7 protein-coding genes and 1 pseudogene are annotated in these 6,607 nt (G+C 43.1%); 3 read left to right on the top strand and 5 right to left on the bottom strand.

The genetic code is table 11. The features are described 5' to 3' along the window. From Q0191_RS02660 to rsmH, 3 genes and pseudogenes are all read right to left on the bottom strand, one after another. Positions 1 to 788, bottom strand: a pseudogene (locus tag Q0191_RS02660) (penicillin-binding protein); the annotation flags it as partial. Continuing rightward, a complete protein-coding gene (ftsL, locus tag Q0191_RS02655) occupies positions 781 to 1,101 on the bottom strand; it encodes a cell division protein FtsL (RefSeq protein ID WP_005591835.1) in 321 nt (106 codons plus the stop codon). The pseudogene Q0191_RS02660 and the gene ftsL, both read right to left, overlap by 8 nt. 5 nt (positions 1,102 to 1,106) lie before the next feature. Beyond that, a complete protein-coding gene (rsmH, locus tag Q0191_RS02650; protein ID WP_297663588.1) occupies positions 1,107 to 2,057 on the bottom strand; it encodes a 16S rRNA (cytosine(1402)-N(4))-methyltransferase RsmH in 951 nt (316 codons plus the stop codon). Between the two features lie 246 nt (positions 2,058 to 2,303). On the opposite strand from rsmH, the gene Q0191_RS02645 reads away from it, so the two are divergent. Further along, entirely contained in the window at positions 2,304 to 3,527 is a 1,224-nt protein-coding gene (locus Q0191_RS02645) for a transporter (protein ID WP_297663586.1), read from the top strand. A 54-nt stretch (positions 3,528 to 3,581) separates the two neighbouring features. Here the strand turns inward: Q0191_RS02645 and htpX are convergent, their stop codons facing one another. Together htpX and Q0191_RS02635 are read right to left on the bottom strand one after the other, a co-directional pair. Further along, positions 3,582 to 4,478, bottom strand: coding sequence for a zinc metalloprotease HtpX (htpX, locus tag Q0191_RS02640; RefSeq protein ID WP_297663584.1), 897 nt, complete (start codon positions 4,476 to 4,478; stop codon positions 3,582 to 3,584). Positions 4,479 to 4,487: 9 nt separating this feature from the next. Continuing rightward, positions 4,488 to 5,045 (bottom strand): LemA family protein, encoded by a 558-nt coding sequence (locus Q0191_RS02635; RefSeq protein ID WP_297663592.1) that lies wholly within the window; start codon positions 5,043 to 5,045, stop codon positions 4,488 to 4,490. Positions 5,046 to 5,336: 291 nt separating this feature from the next. On the opposite strand from Q0191_RS02635, the gene rsmG reads away from it, so the two are divergent. Then, the gene (gene rsmG / locus Q0191_RS02630; RefSeq protein ID WP_297663582.1) at positions 5,337 to 6,050 is read left to right on the top strand and encodes a 16S rRNA (guanine(527)-N(7))-methyltransferase RsmG; all 714 of its coding nucleotides are present in this window, start codon (positions 5,337 to 5,339) and stop codon (positions 6,048 to 6,050) included. A 210-nt stretch (positions 6,051 to 6,260) separates the two neighbouring features. After that, a partial coding sequence (locus tag Q0191_RS02625) for an endonuclease/exonuclease/phosphatase family protein (RefSeq protein ID WP_297663580.1) occupies positions 6,261 to 6,607 on the top strand: 347 nt, incomplete at its 3' end.

Below are 6,607 nucleotides of genomic sequence, written 5' to 3'. Positions count from 1 at the left end.
ACATCTTTTCCATCCTCTGTCTTGACAGACACTTCCTCTGAGCCTGGTATGATGTTTCCATTGCTGTCTTTTTCATAGGTAACCAGACCATTCTGACCGCCCAAGATACGGTCTAGCGACTGCTCCATACCTGATTTCCCTACAAGAGTTTTGTTACCATCTTTATCCTCTTGCATCTGAGCCTGACCGATAAATTGCGAAGCAAAGATACCGTTACTATAGCTGCGGTTAGGGCTAGTTGTAAAATCAATTCCCTCTATCTTTTCCTTCTCCATCGCTTGCCGGATAGAGCTCATGGTGCTATAGGTAATCCCATTTCCTTGAGAACCAAAAGAAACTTGCTTTAAATCCTTTTGCGCAAGTTGCTGCTTAACATAGTCCTTATCTATTCCTAGATGTTGATTAAGAATCTCAGCAACCTTTTCATACTGGGACTCCTCTACATAGAGGACCTTGCCAGCAGCGGATTTGTATTTTTTATCAATAACAGCATAAATGTTATAAGTTGTTGCATCTTCAGCGATCGGGACACCGTTGCGGTCATAGATCGTTCCTCGCTTGGCAGCAACGACGACCGTCTTTTGGTGTACTTGCTTGGCACCTTTTGACAAATTAACACCAAATTTCTGATCTGTCCCGATAATCGTCGCAAAATTAATCAAGAAAATGAAAAAAAGAAAGACGGCTAAGGCACTCATGCTTTTTCCCACTCTTCTTCGATTGGATTCGGGTGTCTGTCTGTTTTTTAAAGCATATCGCTGAATGTTTTTTAAAAATCTATTACTCATTGGTTGTACTCACTGTCTTACGATTTCCCTTTTGGAGTTTCATATCCTGAGAGCTGGCCAACTGGGACAGCCTTTCATAACGTGTCAATTCATTCACTTCTTGCTTAATATTATCCAATTCAGCCTGCTCTGACTCAATCTGAGCATTAACTTCAGTCAAATCATGATTGACCTGCAACAGTTTGGTCTGCATAAACACAATACTGACTGCAAGGATAATCGCTGTTAAAATAATGGAGCCATAGAAGGCTTTTTCGACTCGAGAAAATTTCCGAATCCGTTTTTGAATAGGGTGTTGCTTTCTTTCTGCCATGAAACTTACTCATGCACCTTCCTAGCCACGCGCAACTTTGCAGAATGGGCGCGATTATTGGTTTCTAATTCTTCTTTACTTGGTAAAATGGGTTTGCGAGAAACTAACTCTAACTTAGGCTGCAAATCATCTGGAACGAAAGGCAGACCTTTGGGAACATCTACGGTTGAGGCTTCTTTAAACAGTTGCTTGGTCAGGCGATCTTCCAGCGAATGAAAGGTAATCACTGAAATACGACCACCTACAGCCAACAAGTCAATAGCCTGCTGAATGGATTCATCGGCCGCTCCCAACTCGTCATTGACCTCAATCCGAATAGCCTGAAAAATCTGCTTAGCTGGATGACCTTTTTTCTTCAGTTCCTTAGCAGGTTTGGCTGATTTGATAATCTCCGCCAGCTCTGTCGTCGTTTCGATTGGCTTGACTTCTCTCGCTTGCTCGATCTTACGGGCAATCTGCTTGGAAAACTTATCTTCACCATATTTGAAAAAAATACGGACTAGATCCTTGTAAGGATAGTGATTCACAACTTGGTAAGCTGTCAAGGCAGCTTCTTGATTCATCCGCATATCCAACGGTGCGTCCTGCTTATAAGAAAAACCACGCTCCCGCTCATCTAGCTGCGGACTAGATACGCCCAAGTCGTAACAAATTCCATCAATCTTCTCAACCCCTACTTCATTCAAACGAGTCTTGAGATTGCGGAAATTATCCTTGATAAAGGTCACCATGCCCCGCTCAATATAGGGAGCCAGACGTTTTTTGGCATTATCAATCGCAGTCTGATCCTGGTCAAAAGCATACAAATGCCCCTTGTCTCCCAGCTTGCTCAAAAGATACTCGCTGTGACCAGCTCCGCCCAAGGTTGCATCAACATAGATGCCATCTGGCTGAACATCAAGCTGGTCAATCGTTTCATGAAGAAGTACGGTAATGTGATGAAATTCTTTTGTCATATCCTATCTATTATATCACATTCATGTATAAAAAAAAATTTAAAAGAATATGTCAGTTTTTGATAGGCTACCTTATAGCTTTTGCAAGTCACTTTCAGATATTTACCACTTGGCCTACGAGCTTCTACCAGTCAGCGAAAAGGCCTTGCGGGCATGCCACATTTTGCTATAATCATAACTACCAATGCATTGCGAGTTGGAATGCCTTCACATTCCAAAATTGATTCGTCCCAAAGGAGATTTATTATGAAACTTGCTTTAAGAAATAGACTATTTGCCTTTATCAGTCTGTCACGGATCTTTAATATCCTAGGCTCTTCTATCTATAACATCGTTTTTATCGTATTTGCTTCTAGCATGCCCCAGCCCAAGTTTGCCGTTGGTATTGCCAATTTTATCGTTCTTGTTCCTACCTTTTTCACAGTCTTTGTCGGGATGAAAGCTGACAAAACCATTCAAAAGGCCCGCTGGCTTATTCATCTAGGTTACCTGCAGGCCTTCCTCTTCATTTTGGTCGCCCTCCTAACCAAGTCCGCCTCCTACCTAGCCTTTGCTACTGTCTGCTTTCTCAATATCTTTTCTGACATTATCAGCGACTATCGCAGTGGCCTACAGATGCCTATCTTACAGAAAAATGTAGAAGAGAAAGATTTGATGGAAGCTTACTCTTTCACTCAACTTCTCACTTTTTTGGGAAATTTTGCTGGGCAAGCCTTAGGAGTCTGGTTACTTAGTATCAGCCAGCAGAATTTTGCTATGGTCGCCCTTAGCAATGCTCTCTGCTTCCTACTCTCCTCAAGCACTCTCTATCTGGTTCGCCAAAAACTCACCCATGATACCCCTGCTGTTACAGAGCAAAAGCTTCCTTTCAGAAAACAGATGAAAGACCTTTACCAGAATGTCCAAATGATTTTTGAACAAGAAAAAATCGGAAACTTCCTGCTAGTGCTGCTTCAAGTCCTCCTCTTAAATGCATTGGCCGGCTCTATCATGGGACTCTACAATCTCTATTTATTGGATCACCCATTTTGGGGGCTAAACCTAAGCCAGTCTCTACTAGTCATCGAGTCCTGCACAGTGCTTGGGATTATCTCTGCCAGTGCCTTCTCAAATGATTATTTTTCCAAGCTCTCCCTGATGCGACTTGTCGTTTGGTGCTCGCTAGCTCTGCTCCTCCTAGGACTCAGCAATTTACTCCAAGCTCCTGCTCTCTTGGGAATTTTCTTTCTTACCTTTCTCATGTACATCTCTGGAAAAATCAATCCTAAAATCAACAGCATGCTGCTGAGTAAACTTCCTCCAGAAGTATTAGCCCAAACCTCCAACTTTCTCACCATGCTCTTTACCTTTTCCATTCCTCTAGGAAGCATGCTTTTTACCAGTCTCGGCCTTTGGAATATAGGAAGCGCTTGGTTGGTCTTCTCTCTGCTTGGTGGTATCTGCCTTCTACTCAGCCTCAAAAACAACTAGAGTTAAAAATAGTCACAATTTAATGCAAAAAATAAGGAAGCCTAGGCTTCCTTATTACATATTTTTCAATCTTTCTATCCGATCAGAAATTGGTGGGTGAGTATAAAAGAGCTTTTGTAAGCCACCCTTTTTCTTCGGGTCATTGATATAGAGCGCTGCGCTGGCGTCATCTACATGGTGCTCCATAGGCTGGCTATTGTCTAACTTCAGCAGGGCATTGATCATTCCCTTAGGATTGCGGGTCAACTCAACACTTGAAGCGTCTGCCAAATACTCACGTTGACGGGAAATGGCCAACTGCACCAATGTTGCAGCAAGCGGCGCCAAGAGAAGAGCTAGCAGAGAGACAATCATCAAAACAATTCCTAAGCCATTGTCATTGTCCCGATCGTTTCTTCGACGACCACCACCGCCATACCACATCATGCGCCCAGCCATACTAGACAGCATTGTAACAGCACTTGTAAGTGCCACTGCGATTGTCGAAATGCGAATATCGTAATTGCGAATGTGGCTGACTTCATGTCCCATTACACTTTCAAGCTCCTCTCGATTCATGAGAGCAAGCAATCCAGTTGTCGCAGCCACGGCCGCATTCTCAGGCTTTGAACCAGTCGCAAAGGCATTGGGCGAGGCATCTTCTACGATGTAGACCCGAGGCATAGGAATCTGTGCCACCATGGCCATATCCTGCACAACGTGATAGAGTTCAGGCGCTTCCTGCTCGGACACTTCCCTCGCACCATTCATCGACATGACAATCTCTGTGGACTGAAAAATCATACTGACAGCATAAATACTACCGATGATAAAGGCGATGGCCATCCCACCAAAGGGAGAATCGAGCCAAAGATAGCCGACAGCTGCCCCAATCAAAGCTAAAAGAGCAAAGAAGGCGACGAGGAGAACCCAAGTACGCCTTTTATTGCTGGCAATTTGGTCAAACAACATAGTGGCCACCTACCCCAAATCGCTAAAATCCACTTTAGGAACAGCCTTTTCTTCCTCTGGTGTCTCCAAGAAGTCTGCTGCTTTAAAGCCAAACATACCTGCAATCACATTGCTTGGGAAAGTTTCCATTTTGACATTGTAGTTGCTGGTTACTGAATTATAAAGCTGACGAGAATAAGCAATCTTATTTTCTGTATTTGTCAACTCTTCCTGAAGTTTCAAGTAGTTTGTATTTGCCTTAAGGTCTGGGTAATTTTCAGCAACCGCAAAGATACCAGAAATCGAACGAGTCAGGGCATCACTAGCCTCCATAGCTTGGGCAGGTGATGAGGCAGCAGCAACTTGGTTACGCAGTCGAGTAACATTTTCCAAGGTTGATTTCTCATATTTTCCATAACCTTTAACCGTCTCCAAAAGGTTGGGAATCAGGTCATTTCGGCGCTTGAGCTGAACATCAATCTGGCTCCAAGCTTCCTGAGTCTGCATGCGGCTCTTAACAAGACCATTGTAAACAGAAATCACGAAAATAGCTAAAACTGCCACAACTGCAATAATAATTAAAAACATGGACATAATAAAGATACTCCTTATGATTTGATCCCATTTATTATAACAAAAAAAGCTCGACCTGTCTTTCTTGACATGTCATCTAATAAAAGAGCTTTAGCTTGAGTAATATCCAAACGTAAAAATAGTCAGAAATCTAGAAAAAGCTTCTTCACTTGTCTAGAAAATAAACTCTAGAAATCAAGGCAAGTCAGTATCGAATCCTTGGAGACACAAGAAGCCAATCATCAGAAACACCTTGCCACGTTTTATGATATAATAGAATGAATACTGACAAACAAGGATGAAACTATGACACCGCAAGAATTTTACCAGCTATTGACCAAAGAGGGTATTGAGCTGACTGACCGCCAGAAAGACCAGTTTGAGCGTTATTTTGAACTCTTGGTCGAATGGAATGAAAAAATCAATCTGACAGCTATCACTGAGAAAAACGAAGTCTATCTCAAACATTTCTATGATTCAATTGCGCCCGTTTTGCAAGGTCTGATTGATAATCAAGAGCTTAAGCTCTTAGATATCGGAGCCGGGGCCGGCTTTCCTAGCCTCCCTATGAAAATCATCTGCCCTCAGCTGGATGTGACTATCATTGACTCGCTCAACAAACGCATCAACTTCCTCAAACTGCTGGCAGAGGAGCTGGAGTTGGACAAGGTTCACTTCTACCACGGCCGCGCAGAAGACTTTGCTCAGGACAAGGCTTTCCGAGCTCAATTTGACCTAGTGACTGCCCGTGCGGTTGCTCGCATGCAGATCCTGTCTGAGCTGACCATTCCTTACCTAAAAGTTGGCGGGAAATTGCTGGCGCTCAAGGCTTCCAACGCCCCCGAGGAGCTAGAGGAAGCCAAAAATGCCTTGAACCTCCTCTTTAGCAAGGTCCAAGACAACCTCAGTTATGCCCTACCAAACGGCGATCCCCGCTTTATCACAGTGGTTGAAAAGAAGAAAGAAACTCCCAACAAATACCCCCGCAAGGCCGGTATGCCAAATAAAAGACCATTATAAGAAGAAAACATTCGTCAGTCTTGTCAATAACTCCCAAGACATCAATTTGGGCAATGCCATCTATGATGATCGAGTATTTAAAATTTTATACACCAACTATTTTCGAAAATCTTTCATGCTTTTCAAGCCTCTTACAATCACTTTGCTATAAATCAACTCTATCTTTTGGTATAATAAACTCAGGAAATTTCTACTAGAAAAGGACATTTTATGAAACTCATTTCTTGGAACATTGACTCTCTCAACGCTGCCTTAACCAGTGATTCTGCCCGCGCTAAGCTCTCTCAGGCTGTCCTTCAGACCTTGCAAGCAGAAAATGCGGATATTATAGCCATTCAGGAAACAAAGCTATCTGCTAAAGGTCCTACTAAAAAACATCTTGAAATTTTAGAAGAACTCTTCCCAGGCTATGAAAACACTTGGCGTTCGTCTCAAGAGCCAGCTCGCAAGGGCTATGCTGGAACCATGTTCCTTTACAAAAAAGAACTGACACCCATCGTGACCTTCCCAGAAATCGGCGCTCCGTCAACCATGGATGTTGAAGGCCGCATCATTAC

The organism is uncultured Streptococcus sp., from assembly GCF_938036805.1.
In the GTDB taxonomy this organism is placed as follows: Bacteria; Bacillota; Bacilli; order Lactobacillales; family Streptococcaceae; genus Streptococcus.
This window is presented reverse-complemented; position numbering and strand designations above follow the sequence as displayed.

Excerpts from the sequence above, each read along its gene's own strand:
- rsmG (WP_297663582.1), top strand. The coding sequence starts at position 5,337 with ATGACACCGCAAGAATTTTACCAGCTATTGACCAAAGAGGGTATTGAG.
- Q0191_RS02645 (WP_297663586.1), top strand. The coding sequence starts at position 2,304 with ATGAAACTTGCTTTAAGAAATAGACTATTTGCCTTTATCAGTCTGTCA.
- ftsL (WP_005591835.1), bottom strand. The coding sequence starts at position 1,101 with ATGGCAGAAAGAAAGCAACACCCTATTCAAAAACGGATTCGGAAATTT.
- htpX (WP_297663584.1), bottom strand. The coding sequence starts at position 4,478 with ATGTTGTTTGACCAAATTGCCAGCAATAAAAGGCGTACTTGGGTTCTC.
- Q0191_RS02635 (WP_297663592.1), bottom strand. The coding sequence starts at position 5,045 with ATGTTTTTAATTATTATTGCAGTTGTGGCAGTTTTAGCTATTTTCGTG.
- rsmH (WP_297663588.1), bottom strand. The coding sequence starts at position 2,057 with ATGACAAAAGAATTTCATCACATTACCGTACTTCTTCATGAAACGATT.